We start from the raw sequence: 21,185 nt of genomic DNA on the forward strand, positions 1-21,185 counted from the left end.
CTAGCTAGCTTGAACGGTTCCCCGGCAGGCCCTCACCCCTCGCCCCTTTTCCCTGCGGAGGCTCGGGATCGAGCTTAGCTCCCCAGGCGGCTAGGTAAGCTCTCTGTTCGGGGGAAAGGCGACGCACCCGGCGAAAGTCTGCCCCCGCCACGATGGCGCCGGCGTAGGCTCCCGTTTTGAAATCGGGCTTTTGCCCCGGCTGGACAGGGGAAGCTGTCTGGAGGGATCCCACAAACAGCAAAGCGCGGTAAAGATCGGCCCCACGGAGGTCAGCATTGCGCAGGTTGGCCCCGCAGAGGTTGGTGTGGCTAAGATCGCAATCCCGCAGGTCAGCTCCTTCTAGGCTGGCATCACTGAAGTCTACCCCCCGCAACGAGGTGCCATGGAGATCGGCTCCTTCCAGCATCGTGCCCAGGTTAACCACGCGGATGCCATTCACGCGATCCCGCTGGTAGCCGCCTTTGCCGTCCAAAATGGGCCGGCCCAGGTGTTCGTCGCGGCGCAGGGGGCTGAGCAAGTTGGCGGTGGAGAGGAAGCGCAGGATCTTGGCTTTGCCAAAGCGATCCACCCCGTTCAAGATGGCTGCTGTGCGCCCAGCCGCAATGGCCCGCTCCAGGGGCCAGTCGTCCAACTGCCCGTCAGGGGAGAGAACCAGGTTGGAGATGCCCTCGAAGTAGGCGTCGATGGTCTGCTGCTGGGTGATGATGTTCTGCTGGATGGTAAGATCCCGGGAGATAACATACTGCCGCCAGGCGATGTAGGCAGCTAGAAGGGCGATCAGGATCTGGCCTGTAGCCCCGAACACCTCGCCCAGGGCCCCAATGGCCTCCCAACTCAGGGATCTCAGGGTCGAGAAGACCCCACTCCCGGCCAATCCTCCCACCCCAGCCAAGCCAAGGGCAGCCACCGCCCATCCCAGGGTGGGCCAAGTAGTCAGCCACTGCCAGAGGTCGCGCCCAATCTGCACCCAGAGCGGACGCCCCCACCAACTCGCCAGGCCCAGCCAGGTCAGCACCGCCCCCCAGCCCAAGGCTGGCTGCTTTGCCCAGTGGCCCAAGAGCAGCAGGAGGGCCGGGATCCCCAACAGCAGCAGCTTGAGCAGAGGCGGCCACGGCGAGGCCGCGAAGGGCGGGGTTTCGGCTTCTGCCAAGGGCAACTCTTTGGGCAAGCCTTCGTCGGTCATGGCAGGGGGACACTCTAGGGGTAGTGTCAGGTATTCCAAGTCGGCGTTAATCCGTACCTAGAAGTGGGGGCTAAGGCAGGATCTTGCCGGTTAGGTTTGGTAGGATAACCTCGACCCTCCTTCTCTAGCGCAGCCTGGTGTGGGGATGAGCACTATGATCCCTTGCCTATCGTCTATCCACCCTCAGAAATCCAGCGAACACCAATCTACAGCAGCTTTGCCTGCCTTGCGGCGGCAGCAGGGCGCTCCAGGCCTGAGGCGGCTAGCGGTCTCTTTTCTCCTCAGCACCAGCTTACTGGTGGCCGCGAAGTTGGATCCCGGTTGGGCGCAAACTTCTCTAGACGCCAGCCTTCTGGAGAAGCAAGCCCTGCCCCAAGCGCCACCGCTGCCGGACGATCGCCCGGTCATCTTTGTGGATGCTGCCAATGGCAGCGATACCCAAGGGGATGGATCCCGCAGCAACCCCTTTAAGACCATCACCTATGCCATCAGCCGGGCCCCAGCCGGCAGCATTATCCAGCTTCTGCCGGGGGTCTACAGCGCAGAAAGCGGCGAAGTCTTCCCCATCCGCCTCAAGGCCGGCCTCATCTTGCGCGGAGATGAGTCCACCCTGGGAGAAGGCTACCTTATCGATGGCGGCGGCACCTACATAAGCCCAACCTTGGCTCGGCAAAATGTTGCCCTGCTGGCAGAGACCGGCTCAGAAGTTCGGGGGGTTACCCTGCGCAACCAGGGGCGCCGCGGCTATGCCCTCTGGGTAGAATCGGCCTCTCCCCGCATTCTCAACAACAGCTTTGTGGGCAGCATCCACGACGGCATTTTCATTGCCGGCGCCTCCAACCCCTGGATAGAGGGCAACCGCTTCTACAAAAATGGGGCCAACGGCATCTCCGTCTTGGGCACCTCCCAGCCCACCATTGTCAACAACCTCTTCCAAGAAACTGGCTTTGGCCTCACCATCGACCAGCGCTCGGCCCCTATTGTCCGCCACAACCGCATCCTGCAAAACCGCACAGGCGTTGTTGTCGGCGGCAGCGCCCGTCCCATCCTGCGCAACAATCTCATCGCCCGCAACTTAGAAACCGGTCTCACGGCCATCGCCAACGCCCAGCCAGACTTGGGCACGGCCTCAGATCCGGGCAACAACATTTTTGAGGGCAACGGCCAGTACGACATCCTCAACGCCACCCGCGGTCTGCGCCTCAACGCCAACGGCAACCAACTGGCAGGCAAAACCAAGGGGGAACTGGATCTGGCTGGCCAGACTACCGTGGCTGCCTTGCCCAGCAACGCTCCTCCACCCATTGCTGCAAATGGCTTGACGCTGCCCAGCGCTCCTCAGGCCAAGCCTCCAGCTTCCAGCAGGGATCCCCAGCCGGCGGCGGCCTCTCCCACCCTGCCGGTGGTGACGGTGCCCCAATCGACTGCCCCCCTTCCCCCTCCTCCAACGGTATCGGGAGGGCGGATTCTGCCCAGTGCCCCCAGCCAGCCGGCAGGGGCTCAACCCCAGGCCCAGGAGTTTGTTGCCGTTCCCTTTACCCCCGATGGCTCCACCACCCCCGCCCAGCCGGTTGAGCCTGCTGCTGTCGCTCCTGCCCGCCGGGCCTCTGCAGCTCCCCTCACCGACATCACCACCCTGCTGCCGCCACCGGCCCGCCGCCAAGCCAGAGAAAATCCCACTACCCCAGCCGCACCTTCAAACTCGGCCCCAGCTTCGCCCACCCGCTTTCGCGTCTTGGTGACCCCCAAGGGCAGCGACGACCTCAATCGCCTGCGGCAGCTTGTTCCCGAGGCGGTGGAAACAGTGTTCAACGGCAGAACCGTGCTGCAGGCCGGCCTCTACGACAGCCGCAGCCAAGCCCAGTCGGTGTTGGAGCGCCTGTTGGACGCTGGCTTTGACGCGGTGGCCGAGATGCTTTTCCGCTAGGCTCTCTGAACGGGATCCAGGCCACAATACGGGTGACCTGCCCAACCAAGAGGGATCCCTTTGCCGCCTCCTCAACTTGCCAACTTCCCTTTTGCTCGCCTCCCTGCTTCCTGTCGCTTGCTGCTGTTTAGCGGCAAGGGGGGAGTGGGCAAAACCACTCTCACCTGTGCCCTGGCCCGTCACCTGGCCCAGACAGAACCAAAGCGACGTCTGTTGTTGCTGTCCACCGATCCGGCTCACTCCCTGGGGGATGTGCTGGGGATCCCGGTGGCGGACGTTCCCCAACCCCTGCCGGATTGGCCCAACTTGCAGGTGCGGGCCTTGCACGCTGAGGTGTTGCTGCAGGATTTTAAGCGGACCTACGGCCCGGCTCTGGAGCTCATTGCCGAGCGGGGTAGTTGGCTGGGCAGGGAAGATCTCCTGCCCCTGTGGGATCTGAGCTGGCCGGGGGTGGACGAGCTGATGGCCATCCTGGAGGTCAATCGCCTGCTGGCAGGCCAAGAGGTGGATACGGTGATCCTGGACACGGCCCCCACTGGCCACACCCTGCGGCTCTTGGAACTGCCCGACTTTCTCGACCAGTTGCTGGCGGTGTTTGCCACCTTCCAGGCCAAGCACCGCGAAGTTGTCCGATCCCTAACAGGCACCTATCGACCCGATGAGGCCGATGCCTTCCTGGCGCGCTTGCAGAGCGAGCTGGAGGGGGGCAAAGCCAGACTGACCGACCCGGAGAGCACTGCCGCCTGGCTGGTGCTGGTCCCGGAGCTGTTGAGCGTGGCGGAGACCCGCCGCTTCTGTTGCCAGTTGCAGAACCGCCGAGTGCCCCTTGGCGGCCTGTTGGTCAACCAGGTTCTCCTGGAAGGGATCTACCTGGCCCGCCAGCAGGAGCAGCGGCTCTGGCTAAAAACGCTCCAAGAGGAGTTGCCTGGCTACCCCATCTGGGTCTGTCCCTACCAACTGGAAGAGCCGATTGGGCCGGCGGCGCTGGACAAGCTGGTGCAGCAGCTTCGTCCCTTGCAGGAGGTGCTGCCGCGGTTGGAAGGGATCCCTGCCCCGAGAGAACTCTCCCCTTCGCCCCAGCAGGACAGAGTCCTTGGGATGGCTTCTGGGCAGAGCCAGGCTTTGGGCCTGCCAGATTTTTTGGCCCAAGGGATCCGCCTGCTCTTGGTAGGGGGCAAGGGCGGGGTGGGCAAGACCACGGTGGCTGGGGCCCTGGCCTGGAACTTGGCCAAACGCCATCCCGACAAGCAGCTCTTGCTGGTCTCTATCGACCCGGCCCACTCCTTGGGAGATCTGTTCCAAGTGACCTTGGGACAGGAGCCGCTCCCTCTCTTGCCCAACCTGCTGGGCCAGGAGATTGAGGCGGCGGCGGTGCTGGAGCGCTTCCGGCAGGCGTACCTGGAAGAGGTGGCGGCCATGTTGGCAGGAGAGGGGATGGCAGGCGTAGAAATCCAGTACGACCCACAGGCTTGGCGGCAGCTTTTGCACATGGCTCCACCGGGCCTGGACGAGGTGATGGCCCTGCTGACGGTGCTGCAACAGGAGTCAAGCGGCCAGTTTGACCTGGTGGTGGTGGATACAGCCCCCACCGGCCATCTCCTGCGCTTTTTGCAGATGCCGCAGGCCCTGGAAGGCTGGGTAAGCCTGGCCCTCAAGCTGTGGCTGAAGTACCGCGACCTGGTGGGCCGGCCGGAATGGGCGCAGCGGCTGCGGGATCTCTTGGCCCAGGTGCGGCAGCTCCAAAAGCGGCTGCGGGATCCCCAGTTTGCTAGCTTTATCCCCGTCTTCAACCCCGAACAGGCAGTTCTGGCGGAAACTGAGCGCCTTCTGGCAGAACTGGATGCCCTGGGGATCCCTCATCCCTATGCCGTTCTCAACCGCGTGTGGCCGGAGGATTCCACCCCCTTTGGTGCAGCTCTTCGGCGCCGCCACCAGGCCATCCTGGCCCAGTTGCCCCAGCGCTTTCCCCAGCAGGCCATTGTCACCGTCCCTTTTCTGCACCCACCCAGCTTAGAGGCCATCGGGGCTTACCTGCTGGCTTCCTCTAGCCCGATGTTGCCAGAAACCTCCACCTAGCGCCTGGCAGAGCCGCTAGCCTGGAAAAGGTGCCAGTGCGGCTTTTCCCCCTCACCTTGCTGCTTTTGCCTATGGTGTTCAACCTCCCCCTGCAAGCCATTCCTCTGTTCTCCATCGCAGCGGCCATCCTGTTGGTGTACCTGCCTATGGGCGTGGTGGGCTATGCCCGCGCCCGCGTCGGCTACGATCCCCATGCGCCCCGGGCAATGTTCGACCGGCTGCCTCCCTACGGCCAGCGGGCTACCTGGGCCCACGCCAATGGCTTCGAGGCCCTGGGCACCTTTGCGCCCTCAGCTCTAGTAGCCTACGTCACCGGCCCCCACCCGGATCCCTGGCTGTTTGGTCTCAGCGGCGATGAAGGGGTGGCCGTGCTCTGCGGCGTGTTTCTGCTGGCGCGGCTGCTCTACAACTTCTTCTACATTGGCGACATTCCCATCGGGCGCTCCCTCTCCTTCTTGGTCGGGTCGCTGGCCACGCTGGGCCTGCTGCTCATCAGTCTCTTGCCGTTTCTGGGCCAAAACCTGGCCTAGACCTGCAGTCTTAGGGAAGATAGTGCCACCCCAGCCCGGTGGGCCACCACCACGCCAATGGCCTCTAGGTAGGAGCTAACTGCCACATGGGGGATCCCCAACTGGCGAGGGTGGACCTGCATCACCGTGGCGTTTTCTTCGACAGCGATAAACAATGGCGGGCGGGGGCGGCTAGCTAGGTAAAGCAGGCCGGGGCCGCCAAAGGCAGTGGCCGGGGCAATGACGCTATCCACCCGCTCGGCCGTCAGGTCGCCCGGCTGGAGGGGATCCCCCCTTCTGATAAACTGGGGGGCGTAGCTCAGCCCCGCCAAAACCGAGGGCAGGAAGGTAAACCCCACCTCTTCAGCGGCAGCCCGGGGGTGAACCGGCTTAGGGTCAGGATCAGGGTAGAAGGCAGGAGCGTGGGCGCAAGGGATCCCTAGCTCCCGCACCACCAGGTGGCTGAGGATGGCCTCGGCTCCGGCCAGGGGATCTACCCCCTGCCCCTGCTCGTACTGGCTAAAGTCAAGGTCGTCCGGGAAGCGGGCCACCACGGCAAGGGCTTCAGCTCCCAAGCGGACGAGCTCTTGGGCAGTTTCCAAAAGCGCATCCGGCTGGGCCAGGGATCCCTGGCTGGCCCCGGCAGGGGAAAAGCTGACGGAAACGCCTAAGGGTCGAGGGGTCAAGCGCCAGGGGCCAATGTCCAGCCCCAGGGTGGCCTGGGCGGCCTGCAAAACCTGCAGGTGGCGTTGGCGGAGGTCCTCTGGGATCCCGGCATCCAGGATGACGCCGACGCGGTTTTGCCGCACTGGCCTGAGGTGCCACTCCCCAGCGCAGAAGCGATCCAGGCCGTACCCTTCCACGTAGAGGACGTTCTTCAGGGGCCAAAACAGGGTGGCGCCGTTGAGCACATTGGGATGAGTGATGAGGCAGTCGACAGCAGCCGCCAAAGCGCGGGCCACCGGCAGGGCATCGCCGGCAAAGCCACCCACGCGGGCGCCGATGCCCGTGGGAACCAAAAGCAGCGCCGTGTAGGGGCGATCCATCGGCCACTAGCGGAGGACTAGGCCTGGGGCAGAAGCTGCTGCGCCAGGGCCTCAGCTCGCCGCACGCAATCGCCCAGAGCTACGCCATCCAGGTAGTTGGCACACACCCAGATCCCCGGCGTCAGAGAGGCCAGGTAGGCCTGCACTTGGACTATGCGCTGCCGGTGGCCGAGGGTGTACTGGGGGATGGCGCGGGGCCATAGGCGTTCCCCTAGGTAGATGGGCTCGACGCGGCGGGTGAGCAGAACCTGGCTAAGCTCGGCGTGGGCAATTTGCGCTCGCTCCTCAGGAGACAGCGCGGGGATGGGTGGGATCCCTTGCCGGCGGGCCAAGGCAGCATCGGTGGCGCCGCCGAGGAAGCTGAGGAAGCTGTGGTAGCCCTGGGGAGCGCGCTCGGGAAAAAGGCAGGAAGCCCAGATGGTGCCCAGGGTGCGCAGGCCCTGGGAGCGAGGGATGAGGTGGCCAAAGCCCCGCAGCGGCTGGGGCAGGGCCTCTTGGGGATAGGCCAGAGCCACTACTGCCACCGGCGGATAGGGGATCTCCGCCAAGAGTTGGCTGGCTGGGGGGTTGAGCTCCTGCAGCAGCGCAGCAGCCTCATAGGCGGGGAGAGCCAGCACCACCTGGCGGGCAGCCGCCCAGCGGGATCCCTCTGGCGTTTCAAAGCCCACCCAATAGAGCTCTCCCTCCCGCTTAAGCTGCACGGCTCGCCAGCCCAGCCGCAGGCTGTCGCCCAGCTTTTGGGCTAGGGCCTCTGGCAACTGCTGCAGCCCCTGCCTGAGATTGCCCAGTTGGCCGCGTTTGGGCGGGGGTTGGATGGCTACGGGAGAAGGCTGGGGTCGTTGGCGCAGAGCCTGCAGGGCGCCAGCAAAGAGGCTGCCGTAGCGCTCCTCTAGGCCAGCTACCCGCGGGAAAGCCGCCACAGCGCTGAGTTGATCTGGGTCGCCGGCATAGACTCCTGAGGTGAAGGGCTCCACTAGGCGCTCGGCCACTTCGGATCCCAGTTGTCGCCGGAAGAACTGCCGCACGGTTTCCTCGTGCCCTGGCGGCGGCGGGACAAACCCCAGCAGGCCCTGTAGAGCCCGCAGCTTGCCGCCCACACTGAGCAGCCGGGAGCTCAGGGCTGCCGCGGGGCTAAGCGGCACCGGCAGCAGCTCTTTCTCCCAGTAGATGTAGCGGGGCAGCTTGGCATCGGCCAGCACCAGTTGGTCGGCCAGGCCCACCTCGGCAATGAGGTTGAGCAGGGCAGGGGTGGGGGTAAAGCTATTGGGGCCTTCCTCCCAGCGGTAGCCGTCTTTGGACTGGGTGGAAATGCAGCCGCCGACGCGGGAGCTGGCCTCCGCCAGGAGCACCGCTTGAGGGGATCCCCCCCTAGCCGATAAACCCTGCTGCAGGCGCCAGGCCAGCGTCAGGCCGCTGATGCCCGCCCCAATGACCACCACCTCCGCGTTAAGGGGTTCAGGGGTTGCAGGATTCACTGCCGCTTCCAAGGTGTTTTTCCTCCATCACGTCCGGGGGGCCAATCTTCGTTAGCGCAGTACGCGAAATAGGCTGGGGATCTCGGCCACCTGGGGAAGCTGCTGGATCTCGGCCAGCGCCTGGCGGCAGTCGGCCTCGCGCACGCTGTGGGTGAGGATCACAATCTCCGCCAACTCCTGGTGGCACTCCTTTTGGGTGATGCTCTCCAGGCTCACCCCGTGCCGGCCAAAGCAGGTGCCGATGGCCCCCATCACCCCCGGCCGATCCTGGGCCAGCACTCGCACGTAAAACTCCGACTGCGCCTCTGCCAGCGGCAGCAAGGAGGCAACAGGAGGGGAGGCGGCAAAGCCCCACAGGGGATTGGGCAACTGAGCCCCCGTCTGCAGGTGGGCAAGTAGGATAAGCAGATCCCCGACCACCGCGCTGGCGGTTGGCCCCCGGCCCGCCCCTGGCCCTGAGAGCACCACTTGCCCCAAGGGATCCCCTTGCACCCAGACGGCGTTGTCCGCCCCCTGGATGTTGGCCAGCGGGTGGGTAACGGGCAGCAGCGCGGGGTGAACGCGAATGTCCAAGGTTGTTTCCGCTCCCTGCCCCTCAGTCCTCTGGGCGATGGCCAAAAGCTTAAAGGTATAGCCCCACTCGCGGGCATAGCGGAGGTCGGTGGGGCTGATGCTGCCGATCCCTTCGCAGGGGATGGCCTGCCGCGGCACCGCGACCCCAAAAGCCAGGCTGGCCAAAATGGCAATCTTGTCCGCCGCATCCCATCCTTCCACATCGGCGCTGGGATCGGCCTCCGCATAGCCGTGAGCCTGGGCCTGGGCCAGCGCTTCGGCAAAGGAGCTGCCCTCCTGGGCCATCTGGCTAAGGATGAAATTGGTGGTGCCGTTGATGATGCCCCAGACCGCCTGAATGCGGCTGGCCCGTAGCGACTGCTGTAAAGCCTGGATGACGGGGATCCCACCCCCCACCGCTGCCTCCAGGAGCACGGCCACCCTGGCCTGGGCGGCAGCCTGAAAGATCTCCATCCCATAGCGGGCAATCACTGCCTTGTTGGCCGTGATCACCGGTTTGCCGTGGTCAATGGCTTTCAGGATAAGGCTGCGAGCCGGCTCCAGGCCGCCCATGAGCTCAATGACCACATCAATCTCTGGATCCGAGACAATCCGCTCGAGGTCAGTGGTCAGGCGCTCAGGCGGAATCGACACCGGCCGCGGCTTGTCCAGAGAACGCACCCCCACCGCCGCAATTTCAACTGCCTGCAACAGAGGATGAGGAGGGCGCTGTAAGATCTCGACCACGCCTGTGCCGACAGTACCTAGCCCCAATAGCCCAACCCGATAGACCACAGCCGCTCCCTCGTCTGCCGCTCCCTGCGACCCGAAGACTTCCCTACCTTTACCAGGTTGACACACTCCTAGTCCCATCAGGACGAGATTTTAGCCATCTATCCCGAGGCGCTATAGGAAGGCGCGTCGAGATAGGCCCAGGGATCCCTCGCCGCGGGGACAGTGCCGGTTTGGGGTTTATGCTGAAGGGGGGATCCTTATACAGATTCATAGCCTTCATGTCCAGAACCTGTACCATCTACCGCCGCGCCCAATTTGCTGCCAGCCACCGCTACTGGCTGCCGGAGCTTTCGGAAGCCGAGAACCTGGCCCGCTTCGGTCCCCATGCCCGCTTTCCTGGCCACGGCCACAACTACGTGCTGGAGGTGGGCCTAACGGGGGAGGTAGACGAGTACGGCATGGTGCTCAACCTCTCGCAGGTGAAGCGGGTGATTCAGGAGCGGGTAATTCGGGAGCTGAACTTGGCCTACCTCAACGAAGCTTGGCCAGAGTTTGCCCAGACCCTGCCCACCACCGAGTTCATTGCCTACGCCATCTGGCAGCGCCTGGCCGATGCTCTGCCGCTAGCCAGCGTGCGCCTCTACGAGGATCCCCACCTTTGGGCCGAATACCGAGGAGAAGCCATGGAAGCTTACCTAACCGTTGCCACCCACTTTAGCGCTGCCCATCGCTTGGCCTTGGATCACCTAAGTTTGGAGGAGAACACTGCCCTCTACGGCCTCTGCGCCCGCCCTCACGGCCACGGCCACAACTACGGCCTGGAGATCACCGTCAAGGGATCCATCGACCCGCGCACGGGGATGATTGTGGACTTGGCGGCTCTGCAGCGGGTGATTGAGGAGCAAGTGGTCAAACCCCTGGATCACACCTTCTTAAACAAAGACATCCCCTACTTTGCCCAGGTGGTGCCCACTGCGGAAAACATCGCCCTCTACATCCAGCGGCTGCTGACTCTGCCCCTGCGGGAGCTAGGGGTGCGCCTGCACCGCGTCCGCCTGCAGGAAAGCCCCAACAACAGCAGCGAAGTCTACGGGGAGTTTCCCTTGGAGGAAGCGGAACAGGATTTGGCAAGTAGGGCTGAGCCAGCCGCCTGTGCTGGATCTCGTTGAGCTCAGCGGCCAACTCTCGGCCTTTGCCCACTACCTGCAGCAGGAGTCGAAGGCCAGCCAAGAACGCCTGCGCCGAGTCTGGCAAGAGTTTGCCTGCTTGTGGCAGGAGCCCCGGCTCTGGCAGCCTCGCTGGGTGGAGTAGGGATCCCTGCCCAAAGTTGAGCCTCTGCAGGAGCCGCACACGGTGGTGGCCACTGACGGCTCCCAGATCCCGCCCGACCACCTCGAGGTCGCCTACTCCTCGGGGCAGGTAACCCTCCACTACGGCACACAAGAGTGGCCACTGCTGGGCAGCCAGGCCCTACTGCTTGCTCTACGGGGAGGAGCCCCTCAAGCCGCCTGAGCGCTCCAACTTTCTTTCCGACGGCTCTCCGCTGCCCGTCCGGCCAAAGGGAGCCTAGTATAGACATGACGTGGACACCGAGGAGGTGCTGGCCCTGTGCCGCTCCCAAGCAGAACTTCACTTGGCCCTGTTGCTGCCTAGGACTAGCGCTGCTCGATGAATCCCTCACCCCTGGGGAACGGAGCTGCTTGTTCTGGAAACTTTTAGGGAACACTACTGGTTAGCAGGGAGAGGGATCCCGAAATCGCTCGCCTAGAGTTTCCTGCTTGGGTAGCTCAAGACGCTGAGCTGCCCCAGCAAGCCCTAGCGGGGGTTTGGTGGAGCAGGAGCTTGTCCGCACTGGCCTGCGCCATCTAACCGTCTCCTGCAAAGAGGCTCAAAAGCGAACCGGCATCACCTAGTTGGTGCCAATGGTGGGGAACCGTTCTGAGATCTCCACGAGTGTCACTTCCTCCAAGCTGCGGGCAGTTGCCCCTTGCTCTTGAGAGAGCCCAGAGGCTGAAGACGGAGCCAACTTTAGCCTAGGCAAAATGCTTGCCCGAACCAATGAACCTGCTAGCCTACTAGCATCGACTGCTGGGATCCCGGGCACCATAAAGAAGGCTGCAGCCCATTGAGGGGATCCCTCTTCAACAGTTAGGGTTGCCGAGGTATCTAAGTCTTGGTTGCCGATATGATGAGCCAAGCCCTTCTGCGCAGCATCGTCTCTCCCTTAACCTCCAACCCCCTCTGGTACAAAGACGCGATCATCTACGAGCTACCGGTGCGCGCCTTTTTTGACAGTGACGGCGATGGCGTGGGCGACTTCCAGGGCTTGACCGAAAAGCTGGACTATTTGCAAGAACTGGGGATTACAGCCGTCTGGCTGCTGCCGTTTTTTCCTTCTCCTCTAAAGGATGACGGCTACGACGTTTCCGACTTTACCAACGTTAACCCCGAGTTGGGCACTCTAGAAGACTTCAAGATCTTTCTGGATGCTGCCCATCAACGCGGGATTCGCGTCATCATTGAGCTTATCCTCAACCACACCTCGGATCAGCACCCCTGGTTTCAGCGGGCCCGACGAGCTGCTCCCGGCACTCCCGAGCGCGACTTCTACGTTTGGAGCGATACCCCCGAAAAGTACAAAGAGGCCCGCATCATCTTTCAGGACTTTGAAACCTCCAACTGGACCTGGGATCCGGTGGCCAAAGCCTACTACTGGCACCGCTTCTACTCCCACCAGCCCGATCTCAACTACGACAACCCCGCCGTGCAAAAAGCCATGTTCGAGGTGGTGGACTTCTGGCTGAGCATGGGGGTAGATGGCATGCGGCTGGACGCCGTGCCCTATCTCTACGAGCGGGAAGGCACCTCCTGCGAGAGTCTGCCAGAAACCCATGCCTTTCTCAAGGCTCTGCGCCGACACATCGACCAGAGGTACCCCGACCGCATGCTGCTGGCTGAGGCCAACCAGTGGCCGGAAGATGCCGTAGCCTACTTCGGCGATGGGGACGAGTGCCACATGGAGTTCCACTTCCCCCTCATGCCACGGCTCTTTATGGCCCTCCAGATGGAGGATCGCTTCCCCATCGTTGACATCCTGCAACAAACCCCTCCCATTCCCGAAACCTGCCAGTGGGCCATTTTCCTGCGCAACCACGACGAGCTCACCCTGGAGATGGTCACTGACGAGGAGCGGGACTACATGTACCAGGTCTACGCCAAGGATCCCAAGGCGCGGATCAACCTGGGCATCCGCCGCCGCTTGGCTCCTCTCTTGGGCAACAGCCGCCGCCGCATTGAACTGATGAGCAGCCTCCTGTTTTCCCTGCCGGGGACGCCGGTGATCTACTACGGCGACGAGATTGGCATGGGGGACAACATCTACCTAGGGGATCGCAACAGCGTGCGCACCCCCATGCAGTGGAGCGCTGACCGCAACGCTGGCTTTTCGCGGGCCAACCCCCAGAAGCTCTACCTGCCCGTCATCATCGACGCCGAGTACCACTACGAAGCCGTCAACGTGGAAGCGCAGCGGAGTAACCCCCATTCCCTCTGGTGGACGATGAAGCGGATGATTGCCGTGCGCAAGCGCTTCCAGGCCTTTGGCCGCGGCTCTTTTGAGGTGCTGCACCCGGAAAACCGCAAGGTGCTGGCCTTTGTGCGGGCCTATGGCGACGAGCGCATCCTGGTGGTGGCCAATCTCTCGCGCTACGCCCAGTGGGTGGGGCTGGATCTGTCCCCGTGGGAAGGGTTGATCCCGGTGGAGATCTTTGGGCGCACCGAGTTTCCCCCCATTGGGCGACTGCCCTATTTCCTAACGCTGGGCCCCCACTCTTTTTACTGGTTCTCCCTCGAGACCAAGACGAAGCAAATTCACCTCAGCCCTAGCAGGCCAGAGGAGCAGGTCCGCCCGGCCACTCTGGTTGTTCAAAATGGCAGTTGGGAGAGCCTCTTTCAAGGGGAAAACCAGAAGCAGGTGGAGGCCGTCTTGGGAGACTACCTCTACCGCTGTCAGTGGTTCAGCTCCAAAAACCGCCAGCTCCAGTCAATCCACATTTTGCAGGCCATCCCTTGCCGTCGAGAAGGGGATCCCTTGCTGCGAAGCCAGATCTTGCTGCTCCAGGCCGAGTTCCTCGAGGGAGACACAGAGCTCTACTCTTTACCCGTGGGCTATGCCACTCAAGAAGCAGCCGTACACCTGCGCGTAGAGGCACCCCAGGCAGTCATCCTCCCTGTGCAAGTGGCCGGGGAGCCAACGGAAGTGATTTTCGACGCTCTGGCTGATAAGACCTTCTTGTTGGGTCTGCTACAGATGATTGTGCAGCAGAGCCGTCTGCGCCACGGTCGGGGAGAGCTTTGGGCCACTAGCTTTGCCACGCTTGAGTACGACCCTAGCCTGGAGCCTCGCCTCCTCAAGGCGGAGCAGAGCCACACCTCGGTGGTCTACGGCAACCAGTACCTCCTCAAGCTCTACCGCCGGGTGGCTGAGGGGGTAAACCCGGAGCTGGAGGTTGGCCGCTACCTGCTAGAGCACCATCCCCAGGTGCGGGTGCCGCGGCTGTTGGGATCCCTGGAGTATCGTCGTCGCCGCGGGACGCGAGGCTCTGAGATTACCTTGGCCATTTTGCAGGAGTACATCCCCAACGAGGGAGATGCCTGGCACTACACCCTAGACACTTTGGAACAGTTCTTCGAAACCGTGCTTGTCCACCATGCAACGGTGGAAGCGGTGCCGGTGCCTCAGGGCTCTTTCCTAGAGCTTGCGCAGCTTCCCCTGCCGGAGCTGGCCTATGCCACCATTGGCAGCTACCTGGAGTCGGTGCGGATCTTAGCCAAGCGCACCGCCGAACTCCACCTTGCCTTGGCCGCTGACACCGAGAACAAAGACTTTGCGCCGGAGCCTTTCTCCAGTCTCTACCAGCGCTCCATCTACCAATCCCTGCGCAACTTGGTGGGCCAGGTGTTTCCCGTCTTAGCCAAGCAGATCCCCAACCTGCCAGAGCTGGAGGCCAAGCTAGCCCGGACGGTTTACGACCAAGAAGGGGAGATCATGAGCCGCTTCCGCCTGATCCTGGAGCGGAAGATCACGGCTTTGCGCACTCGCTGCCACGGGGATTACCACCTGGGCCAGGTGCTGTTTACCGGCAAGGACTTTTTCATCATTGACTTTGAGGGCGATCCGCGCCGGTCCCTGGGGGAGCGCCGCCTCAAACGCTGCCCCCTGCGGGATGTGGTGGCGATGCTGCGCTCTTTCCACTACGCTGTTCACACCGCCTTGCGCCAGCAACTGGAAAGCGGCCTGGTCTGCGGAGACAAGTGCCCTGACATGGGGCGCTGGGCCCAGTTTTGGTACCGCTGGGTTTGTGCTGCTTTCTTGGCCGAATATCTGCAGGTGGCTTCCCAAGGGGCTTTTCTGCCCCGCAGCCCGCAGGAGCTGGAAGTGTTGTTGGATGCCTATCTGCTGGAGAAAGTCATTGACGAGCTGGGCTATGAGCTCAACCACCGCCCCGAGTACGTGGAAATCCCTCTGCGCGGGATCCTACAATTGCTAGGCATTTCCACCAAGGTCTGAGGATCCCGGATGTGCGGACGGTTCAGCCTGGCGGCGGCCCCCGAACTGCTGCAGCAGCATTTTCAAATCAAGATGGGGTCATGGCCGGCGCTCCAGCCCCGCTACAACATCGCCCCTTCTCAGCCGGTGCTGGCAGTGGTGGCCTCAACGGAGCTGGGACGGAAGGCAACCCAGTTCCGCTGGGGCCTGATCCCCAGGTGGAGCCGAGCTCCCCAGGCTGGCTGGATCAATGCCCGTTCTGAGACGGTGGCTGAGAAGCCCTCTTTCCGCGAGGCTTTCCGCCGCCGCCGCTGCCTGATCCCGGCAGATGGCTTCTACGAGTGGGCCGACCAGGGCACGGCCAAGCGACAACCCTACTGGTTTTACCTGGTGGATCGGCCGGTGTTTGCCTTTGCCGGCATTTGGGAGCGCTGGCGCAGCCCACAAGGGGTGGAGATAGAAACCTGCGCCATCCTCAACACGCCGGCCAATCGGCTGATGGGGCTTTTCCACGAGCGGATGCCGGCCATTTTGCTAGAAAGCGACTACGAGCTCTGGCTGGATCCCCAGGTGCAGGATCCCAAGCGGCTGTTGCCCCTACTCCGCCCCTACCCGGCAGAGGCCATGGCCGCCTACCCCGTCAGCACCTATGTGAACAACCCTCGCCACGAGGATCCCACTTGCCGTGCTCCCATCGGGGAAGCGGTGCAGGGATCCAACCTCAGCGAGCCCGCCGGTAGCGCATCCCCGGCAGTTGCACCAGCCACCCCTCCAGTTCCATGAGGAGCAGGGTGCTGGAAAGGGTGGCCATGTCCATCTGGGTGGTTTGGGCTAGGGCGTCGAGGCTGAGGACCTCATTGCCCAGGATCTGCCAGAGGAGTTGCTGCTGGGGATCGCTGGGGCCAGGGGACGCAGGCTGTTCTGGGAGCGGGGATCCCGGAACCAAGCCCAGCTCTTTGAGCAGGTCCTCGATCCCCAGGATCATGCCTGCCCCATTGCGGATGAGCTGCAGACAGCCACGGGCTGCCGCCGTGTCGATATTCCCTGGCAGGGCGTACACTTCCCGACCGTAGTGGTTGGCGAGCTGAGCAGTAATCAGCGCTCCTGAACGCTCTGGGGCTTCCATCACCAAGGTGGCGCGGCAGAGGCCGGCAATGAGGCGGTTGCGCTGGGGAAAGTGCTCCTTGGCCGGCGGCGTGCCGGGGGGATACTCGCTGAGGACGACCCCTTGCTCCAGGATGCGTTGGTAGAGGGGGCGATGATGGGCGGGGTAAACCTGATCCACCCCCGTTCCCAGCACAGCCACCGTCTTGCCCCCTGCCTCCAGACAGGCCTGGTGGGCGATGCCGTCGATCCCAGTGGCCAATCCCGACACCACCACACAGCCGGCTTGCGCTAGGGCGGCGCTGACTTTCTGGGTCCACTGCCGACCGTAGGCGGTGGGGGCGCGGGTGCCGACAACGGCAATGGCCGGCTGCTGCCAGTCAGGACATTCTCCCAGGACGTAGAGAATAGGCGGCGGATCCGGCAGCTCCCACAGCAGCGGGGGATAGCCGGGATCCGCAGGGGTTAGGAAGGGGATCCCCGGCTTTTGAGTTTGCTCCAGGATCTCCCCAGGGTCGAGGGCGGGACGGGCGGAGAGGATCGCCTCTGCCAGGGTGGGGCCAATGCCCTCCACCTGCTGTAGGGCCAGGGCGTCCGCCTGCCAAGCTCGCTCCAAGGATCCAAAAAACTCCGCCAGCCGCTTGAGGCGGTGGGGGCCGATCCCTCTAACCCGCGCCCAAGCTAGCCAATAGGGCCGCTCCCTTTCTCCGCGGCTTGGCCAAGGCTCCCTCTTGAGGGCGAGAGGTGAAGGAGAACTGGAGAAGGACAATTGTCTGCACCAGTGGCTGTATCTTACATAATCGGCAAAAAATCAGGAGATGGACAAATGTCAGGGTTAGATTCCGCGGGTGGCCCTCAGGAAGCCAGGCCACTGCGGTTTGGACAGGTGCGCCAGGCTTGGGTGTGGGGGGCTTACCCCCTGCTGTGGCTGTTGACCTGGGTCGGATCCCGCTCTGCCCAGCCGCAGCTTTGGGGGATCCCGGCCTGGTATTGGGTGGCGGGATTGGCTGTCCTGCTGTTGGTGCCCCTAAATCTCTACATTGTGCGCGTTTGCTGGCCGAGAGGCGGAGATGAGTAACACGGTTTTGAGTCTGGGTGTGGTCGGGGTGTACTTGCTGCTATTGGCGGCCATTGGGGTGTGGAGCTACCGCCATAGCGGCCAGGATCCGGTCAGCTATTTCCTGGCGGGGCGAGGGCTGGGATCCCTGGCCTTGACCTTAACCACCCTGGCGACGCTGCTGAGCGCCTTTACTTTCCTTGGGGTGCCAGCGGATGCCTACACCCACGGCCTGGGGATCTTTCTAGGGGTAGGGGTCACCACCGCACTGATCTCGGGGCTGTTTTTCTGGGTGGGCTACCGGGTGTGGCTGGCAGCGCGCCACTTCGGCTTTATTACCCCTTCCGAGTTTTTTGGCCACCGCTTCAATAGTCCTCTCCTGGCTCTCCTCTATTGCCTGAGCGCCCTGACGTTTACCGCCCCTTACATCAGCATCCAGATTATCGGTGGGGCGCGCACGCTGGCTGCAGTCTTGGGGGAGGGGATCCCCTATTGGCCTCTGGCGGTGGTAGTGGCCTTGGTGATCTTGGCCTATGTCCTCTTCGGCGGATCCCAGGCGGTGGTCTGGACGGACGTGGTGCAGGGGATCATCTTGGTTTTAGGGATGGGGGTGGCTCTTGTGGCAGTGGCTTTGAGGTGGGGCCAGGAGGCTGGCAGCCAGTTGGATCCCTGGCTGAGCTTGCCCGGCCCGCAGGGGCGCTGGAGCTGGCAGACGCTGCTTGGCAACCAACTGCTGTTTTTCATGGCCACGCCCCTTTTTCCCCAATTTTTCCAGCGCTTCTACATGGCCAAAAGTGCCCGTCCCTTCCAAACCCTGATGGTGGTCTGGCCGCTCCTCATTCTGCTGGTGTTTTTCCCGGCAGCCCTCATTGGCGTCTGGGGCCGGCTGGCTTTTCCTGATCTGCAGCAGCCGGATCAGGTCATGCCGCTGATGTTGCAGACCCTGCCCAGCGGCGTGGCGGCGGTGGTGATTACAGCAGCGCTGGCAGCTTTGATGTCCACGGCGGACTCGCAACTGCTTACAGCCAGCTCCCTGGTTACGCGGGATCTGGTGGTTACTTTTCTCAAGCGCCCGCTTTCCCCTCACCAGGAGGAGCTGTTGGGCCGCGGGGTAGTGTTGGGGATTGGGCTAGTTTCCTTTGCCATTGCCGTCAGGCCGCCAGGGCTCATTGCCCAGATTGCCACCTGGAGCTTTCAGGGCTATGCCATGCTCTTTCCCATCCTGATGGCCGGCCTGTACTGGAAGCGGGCAACTCGCGCTGGAGCCGTGGCCGGGGCTTTGGTCTCCAGCAGCCTCACCTTGGGGTGGCTTTCGGGCCTGTTGCCCAAAGCTTGGACAGGGGGCTGGCTGCCGGTGATCCCGGCGGTGGTCATCGGCACAGCGGTGCTGGTGGGGGTAAGCTGGCTGACTCAGCCTGACCAGGAGAGGGTAGCCGCCTACTATGAGAACGGCCCTTGGGCAGAGGAAGGTTGCTCAGCTTCTGCCGGCAGCCAACCCCTTGAGAACCAGGAAGGTGCCGCCTAGAAAGAGCAGGCCCATCAGCCCAGCCAGAGGGTTGTTGCCGATCCCGGTGAGCCACGCTGGCGCCCTGCCGGTGTACTCGATCCAGGCCAAGTTGTTGACCCAGGTAACGCCCCACACCCAGCCGGCGTGCAGCCCCAGGCTGAGGCCTAGTTTGTTTTGGTTCCACACTTTTGCTTGAGCCAGCAGCAGGCCCATCAGCCACAGCCCTGGAAACTGGGGCCAGGTGGCAAGAACCTCCGCTGGCGGCTTCAAGAAATGGGCCAAAGCAAAGAGAAAGCTGGATCCCCATAGCGCCCTTGTCCAGCCGTAGTCCAACGCCATTTCCTGCACTAGCCAGCCGCGGAACACCAGCTCTTCCACCAGCGCCACTGCCAGGCCCACCCCCAGCCCGAGCAAGCCATAGCCGAGCAGGGATCCCCCTTCCACTGGCTTCCAGCTCAGCCAGCCCAGGGCCCCCTCCAGGCCAAACAGCAGGAAAAGCCCCCCGGCACCGATCCCCAAGCCCCAGAGGATCCCAGCCCGACAAGTCCAACTACTGTCCAAGCCATAGGCGGCAAACCCGGATCCCCACTGCCACAGCCAAAGGAGCAGCAGGGCATACAGCGGCAACCAAAGGTAGTCTTGCCCAAAGAGAACCCCCCCTAGCCCGACCCACGGCAGCCAGGCCAAGAGGGGGATTCCCAAAAACAGCAACAGGCGCAGCGGAAAGGGAAAAACCTTGAGTTTCGCAATCAGCAGGCCCACCCACGCTGCTCCTAACTAGCGTTCCGGCTCAATCGAGCTGGTGAGGCCGTGCTGGCGCAACTGCTCGCAATAAAACTCCGCAGGTTCCCGCGGCACCACGATAACCACGGCAACGCCGTTGTTGTGGGCTTCCAGCATGATTTCGGTGGCTTGCTGCGGCAGCAGGGATGGGATCACCTTCAGCAACACCTGCACCACGTACTCCATGGTGTTGACATCGTCGTTGTGCAGCAACACCCGGTACATGGGCATGTGCTTTGGGGTTACAGAAGGCTTAACCAGGGTCTCCGTAGCCACGACGATCCCTCCTTACAGCAAGGCAAGACGTACACCTGCAAAAAAAGGGGCAGAAAGGGGAAAAAGCCTTAATGGAATTTTAGCCTTCTCGGCAAGAGCCGTGAGGGGGAGCGGAAGAGAATTAAGACAATCTCACGGCTAGCGGGATCCCCTACTGAGATAGGTGACACTGGGACTAGGTTGCCAAAGTACCGCGGAGCGCGAGGCCCAAGGAGGGGAGTATGAGCAGGAGCCTGCTGGAGCAGTTGCGAGAGATCACCGTCGTGGTGGCCGACACGGGGGATATCAATGCCATCGAGACCTTTAAGCCGCGGGATGCCACCACCAATCCCTCTTTAATCACAGCGGCCGCCCAAATGCCCCAGTACCAGGGCATTGTCGATGAAACTTTGCTCAAGGCTCGCCAAGACCTGGGATCCAAAGCCGACCTCAAAACCGTGGTGGCCCACGCCGTCGACCAACTGGCGGTGGCCTTTGGCGTGCGCATTTTGTCCATTATTCCTGGCCGCGTCTCCACCGAGGTAGATGCCCGCCTCTCCTACGACACGGCAGCTACGGTTGCCAAGGCCCGCCATCTCATCGAGCTCTACAAGGCAGCAGGGGCGGATCCCGAGCGGGTGTTGATTAAAATTGCCGCCACCTGGGAAGGGATCCGGGCTGCCGAGATCCTGGAAAAAGAAGGGATCCACTGCAACCTTACCCTGATGTTTGGCCTGCACCAGGCCATTGCCTGTGCCGAGGCGGGGGTAACCCTCATCTCGCCCTTTGTGGGCCGCATCCTCGACTGGTACAAGAAACACACCGGCCGGGAGAGCTACCCGCCCGCCGAAGACCCAGGCGTGCAGTCGGTAACCCAGATCTACAACTATCTGCGCAAATACGACTACCCAACAGAGGTGATGGGCGCCAGCTTCCGCAACATCGGGGAAATCCTCGAGCTGGCCGGCTGCGACCTGCTCACCATCTCGCCGCCTCTGCTAGCGGAGCTGCAAAACACCGAAGGCCACCTGGAGCGCAAGCTGGATCCGGAAAAAGCCAAGAAAATGGACATTCCCCGCCTGGTGATGGACCGAGCCACCTTCGATCAGATGCACCGGGAAAACCGCATGGCCTCGGAAAAGCTGGAGGAAGGGATCCAGGGCTTCTCCAAGGCGCTGGAGGTGCTGGAAAAACTGCTCGCCGAGCGGCTGCAGAAGCTGGAGGGCGCCAAGGAAACGATTACCCACGCTGCCCAGGATGTCTTCCGCCTCTACGATCTGGATGGGGATGGCTTCATCACCCGCGAGGAGTGGATGGGGGCAGATCGCGTCTTCGATGCCCTCGACACCAACCAAGATGGCAAAATTACCCCCGAAGAAATGCTGGTTGGCCTAGGGGCAGCCGTTTACTTGAGGAATTAGCTCCATG

General features: G+C 62.8%; 18 protein-coding genes. 11 read left to right on the forward strand and 7 right to left on the reverse strand.

All coding sequences use genetic code 11. The features are described 5' to 3' along the window. Positions 1 to 4: 4 nt before the first annotated feature. Positions 5 to 1,183 carry a pentapeptide repeat-containing protein gene (locus tag NW833_RS07505; RefSeq protein WP_414412053.1) on the reverse strand — a complete coding sequence of 393 codons (1,179 nt, stop codon included), beginning with the start codon at positions 1,181 to 1,183 and terminating at the stop codon, positions 5 to 7. A gap of 145 nt (positions 1,184 to 1,328) precedes the next feature. On the opposite strand from NW833_RS07505, the gene NW833_RS07510 reads away from it, so the two are divergent. From NW833_RS07510 to NW833_RS07520, 3 genes are all read left to right on the forward strand, one after another. After that, positions 1,329 to 3,110 carry a DUF1565 domain-containing protein gene (locus NW833_RS07510; RefSeq protein ID WP_414396388.1) on the forward strand — a complete coding sequence of 594 codons (1,782 nt, stop codon included), beginning with the start codon at positions 1,329 to 1,331 and terminating at the stop codon, positions 3,108 to 3,110. Between the two features lie 60 nt (positions 3,111 to 3,170). Next, the gene (locus NW833_RS07515) at positions 3,171 to 5,186 is read left to right on the forward strand and encodes an ArsA family ATPase (RefSeq protein ID WP_414412054.1); all 2,016 of its coding nucleotides are present in this window, start codon (positions 3,171 to 3,173) and stop codon (positions 5,184 to 5,186) included. A gap of 71 nt (positions 5,187 to 5,257) precedes the next feature. Next, the gene (locus NW833_RS07520) at positions 5,258 to 5,716 is read left to right on the forward strand and encodes an MAPEG family protein (RefSeq protein WP_414412055.1); all 459 of its coding nucleotides are present in this window, start codon (positions 5,258 to 5,260) and stop codon (positions 5,714 to 5,716) included. Here NW833_RS07520 and NW833_RS07525 read toward each other — a convergent pair. Genes NW833_RS07525 through NW833_RS07535 form a run of 3 tightly spaced genes read right to left on the reverse strand, consistent with a single transcriptional unit; the run spans position 5,713 to position 9,563 of the window. Continuing rightward, positions 5,713 to 6,741, reverse strand: a complete 1,029-nt coding sequence (locus tag NW833_RS07525; protein WP_414412056.1) for a DUF3326 domain-containing protein — start codon at positions 6,739 to 6,741, stop codon at positions 5,713 to 5,715. The genes NW833_RS07520 and NW833_RS07525 overlap by 4 nt on opposite strands. A 17-nt stretch (positions 6,742 to 6,758) precedes the next feature. After that, positions 6,759 to 8,228 (reverse strand): protoporphyrinogen oxidase, encoded by a 1,470-nt coding sequence (gene hemG, locus NW833_RS07530; RefSeq protein WP_414412057.1) that lies wholly within the window; start codon positions 8,226 to 8,228, stop codon positions 6,759 to 6,761. A 39-nt stretch (positions 8,229 to 8,267) separates the two neighbouring features. Next, entirely contained in the window at positions 8,268 to 9,563 is a 1,296-nt protein-coding gene (locus tag NW833_RS07535) for a homoserine dehydrogenase (protein ID WP_414412074.1), read from the reverse strand. Between the two features lie 218 nt (positions 9,564 to 9,781). Between NW833_RS07535 and NW833_RS07540 the strand changes: the two genes are divergently transcribed. The 5 genes from NW833_RS07540 to NW833_RS07560 all read left to right on the forward strand — a co-directional run bounded on the left by NW833_RS07540 (position 9,782) and on the right by NW833_RS07560 (position 15,834). Further along, the gene (locus tag NW833_RS07540; RefSeq protein WP_414396400.1) at positions 9,782 to 10,672 is read left to right on the forward strand and encodes a 6-carboxytetrahydropterin synthase; all 891 of its coding nucleotides are present in this window, start codon (positions 9,782 to 9,784) and stop codon (positions 10,670 to 10,672) included. After that, entirely contained in the window at positions 10,656 to 10,814 is a 159-nt protein-coding gene (locus NW833_RS07545) for a hypothetical protein (RefSeq protein WP_414412058.1), read from the forward strand. The genes NW833_RS07540 and NW833_RS07545 overlap by 17 nt, the downstream gene beginning before the upstream one ends. Before the next feature lie 42 nt (positions 10,815 to 10,856). After that, entirely contained in the window at positions 10,857 to 11,015 is a 159-nt protein-coding gene (locus NW833_RS07550; protein WP_414412059.1) for a hypothetical protein, read from the forward strand. A gap of 676 nt (positions 11,016 to 11,691) precedes the next feature. Beyond that, entirely contained in the window at positions 11,692 to 15,072 is a 3,381-nt protein-coding gene (treS, locus tag NW833_RS07555; protein WP_414412060.1) for a maltose alpha-D-glucosyltransferase, read from the forward strand. A gap of 9 nt (positions 15,073 to 15,081) precedes the next feature. Continuing rightward, positions 15,082 to 15,834, forward strand: a complete 753-nt coding sequence (locus tag NW833_RS07560) for an SOS response-associated peptidase (RefSeq protein WP_414412061.1) — start codon at positions 15,082 to 15,084, stop codon at positions 15,832 to 15,834. On the opposite strand, the gene dprA is transcribed toward NW833_RS07560, so the two are convergent. Beyond that, a complete protein-coding gene (dprA, locus tag NW833_RS07565; RefSeq protein ID WP_414412062.1) occupies positions 15,773 to 16,924 on the reverse strand; it encodes a DNA-processing protein DprA in 1,152 nt (383 codons plus the stop codon). The two genes, NW833_RS07560 and dprA, sit on opposite strands and share 62 nt — an antisense overlap. A gap of 57 nt (positions 16,925 to 16,981) precedes the next feature. Here dprA and NW833_RS07570 point away from each other — a divergent pair, with 57 nt between their 5' ends. Continuing rightward, positions 16,982 to 17,233, forward strand: coding sequence for a hypothetical protein (locus NW833_RS07570; RefSeq protein WP_414412063.1), 252 nt, complete (start codon positions 16,982 to 16,984; stop codon positions 17,231 to 17,233). Next, on the forward strand, positions 17,226 to 18,737 hold the full coding sequence (locus tag NW833_RS07575; RefSeq protein WP_414412064.1) for a sodium:solute symporter family protein: 1,512 nt from the start codon (positions 17,226 to 17,228) through the stop codon (positions 18,735 to 18,737). The genes NW833_RS07570 and NW833_RS07575 overlap by 8 nt, the downstream gene beginning before the upstream one ends. Here the strand turns inward: NW833_RS07575 and NW833_RS07580 are convergent. Both NW833_RS07580 and clpS read right to left on the reverse strand, forming a co-directional pair. After that, entirely contained in the window at positions 18,687 to 19,481 is a 795-nt protein-coding gene (locus tag NW833_RS07580; RefSeq protein WP_414412065.1) for a lysostaphin resistance A-like protein, read from the reverse strand. The two genes, NW833_RS07575 and NW833_RS07580, sit on opposite strands and share 51 nt — an antisense overlap. Before the next feature lie 15 nt (positions 19,482 to 19,496). After that, entirely contained in the window at positions 19,497 to 19,778 is a 282-nt protein-coding gene (clpS, locus tag NW833_RS07585; protein ID WP_414396415.1) for an ATP-dependent Clp protease adapter ClpS, read from the reverse strand. A 221-nt stretch (positions 19,779 to 19,999) separates the two neighbouring features. Here clpS and NW833_RS07590 point away from each other — a divergent pair, with 221 nt between their 5' ends. After that, positions 20,000 to 21,178 (forward strand): transaldolase, encoded by a 1,179-nt coding sequence (locus NW833_RS07590; RefSeq protein ID WP_414396418.1) that lies wholly within the window; start codon positions 20,000 to 20,002, stop codon positions 21,176 to 21,178. The last annotated feature ends 7 nt before the right edge of the window (positions 21,179 to 21,185 follow it).

Origin of the sequence: Synechococcus sp. O70.1, from assembly GCF_047462215.1 — a bacterium.
Lineage (GTDB): Bacteria > Cyanobacteriota > Cyanobacteriia > Thermostichales > Thermostichaceae > Thermostichus.

Bases quoted from the DNA above. Each gene is read 5' to 3' on its own strand.
- NW833_RS07505 (WP_414412053.1), bottom strand. From the start codon at position 1,183: ATGACCGACGAAGGCTTGCCCAAAGAGTTGCCCTTGGCAGAAGCCGAA.
- NW833_RS07510 (WP_414396388.1), top strand. From the start codon at position 1,329: ATGAGCACTATGATCCCTTGCCTATCGTCTATCCACCCTCAGAAATCC.
- NW833_RS07520 (WP_414412055.1), top strand. From the start codon at position 5,258: ATGGTGTTCAACCTCCCCCTGCAAGCCATTCCTCTGTTCTCCATCGCA.
- NW833_RS07525 (WP_414412056.1), bottom strand. From the start codon at position 6,741: ATGGATCGCCCCTACACGGCGCTGCTTTTGGTTCCCACGGGCATCGGC.
- NW833_RS07540 (WP_414396400.1), top strand. From the start codon at position 9,782: ATGTCCAGAACCTGTACCATCTACCGCCGCGCCCAATTTGCTGCCAGC.
- treS (WP_414412060.1), top strand. From the start codon at position 11,692: ATGAGCCAAGCCCTTCTGCGCAGCATCGTCTCTCCCTTAACCTCCAAC.
- NW833_RS07560 (WP_414412061.1), top strand. From the start codon at position 15,082: ATGTGCGGACGGTTCAGCCTGGCGGCGGCCCCCGAACTGCTGCAGCAG.
- NW833_RS07570 (WP_414412063.1), top strand. From the start codon at position 16,982: ATGTCAGGGTTAGATTCCGCGGGTGGCCCTCAGGAAGCCAGGCCACTG.
- NW833_RS07575 (WP_414412064.1), top strand. From the start codon at position 17,226: ATGAGTAACACGGTTTTGAGTCTGGGTGTGGTCGGGGTGTACTTGCTG.
- NW833_RS07590 (WP_414396418.1), top strand. From the start codon at position 20,000: ATGAGCAGGAGCCTGCTGGAGCAGTTGCGAGAGATCACCGTCGTGGTG.